Genomic DNA, 714 nt, shown 5'->3' with positions numbered 1-714 from the left:
TTCAAATCCATATTCTTTCATAACTTCTTTCTTTATCAAAAGATCATATGTATTGTTTAAAAAGATGACTAACGGTGTCTTGATCCAATCACTATCTTCATACTTATCTTTGATATCATGATCTTTATTTAAGTATATCATAATCTGTTCGCTTTTATCATAACTTTCTAACCTTTCAATAGTACTTCCACTGACATTTTCTAATTTAGAGTTTATGCGATTGACATGTCCATCTCGCTTTTTAGCAGCTTGTGGAAGTATCCATATGACATAGGCCTTTTTCATTCCATCATAGTTTCTATAATCATATTCCTTTCCATTTTGACTGGTAATCATTCTTGAAAGATAATCATTTCCTCTTGTTAGTGGGGCATAGCCGGGATTCTCTACATTTTGTATTTCTACATCTAGATAAATTCTTTTCATTGTTCCATCATCTTGTGGCAGATTGATACAGCAGAAATAATCGAATTCCACTCTTCCATGATGAGCAATATCGATGACATTATTTAGCTGTTGGAAATAAGAATTCCCTTCCTGATCCTTCTTTTCTTTAATAAGTTCAATGATTTCTTCTAAAGATACATCCTTAGCTTCTTTAATAAATCCTTTAATGATTCTTCCTAAGATTTCAGGATGTCCTAATATTCTTTTACAGAGTTTATCAATCATAATAATATGATCATTTGATGTGATTTCTAGTACTTTGTCCAT

At 30.8% G+C, this 714-nt stretch carries 1 protein-coding gene; it reads right to left on the bottom strand.

Translation table 11 applies throughout. The features are described 5' to 3' along the window. Positions 1-714: hypothetical protein (locus C7U54_RS14760; protein WP_206603636.1), on the bottom strand; the 714-nt coding region annotated here is incomplete at both ends.

It is taken from the genome of Faecalibacillus intestinalis, assembly GCF_003024685.1.
GTDB classification, from domain to species: domain Bacteria; phylum Bacillota_I; class Bacilli_A; order Erysipelotrichales; family Coprobacillaceae; genus Faecalibacillus; species Faecalibacillus intestinalis.
The sequence above is the reverse complement of the archived record's forward strand: the minus strand, read 5'-3'. Positions and strand labels throughout refer to the sequence as shown.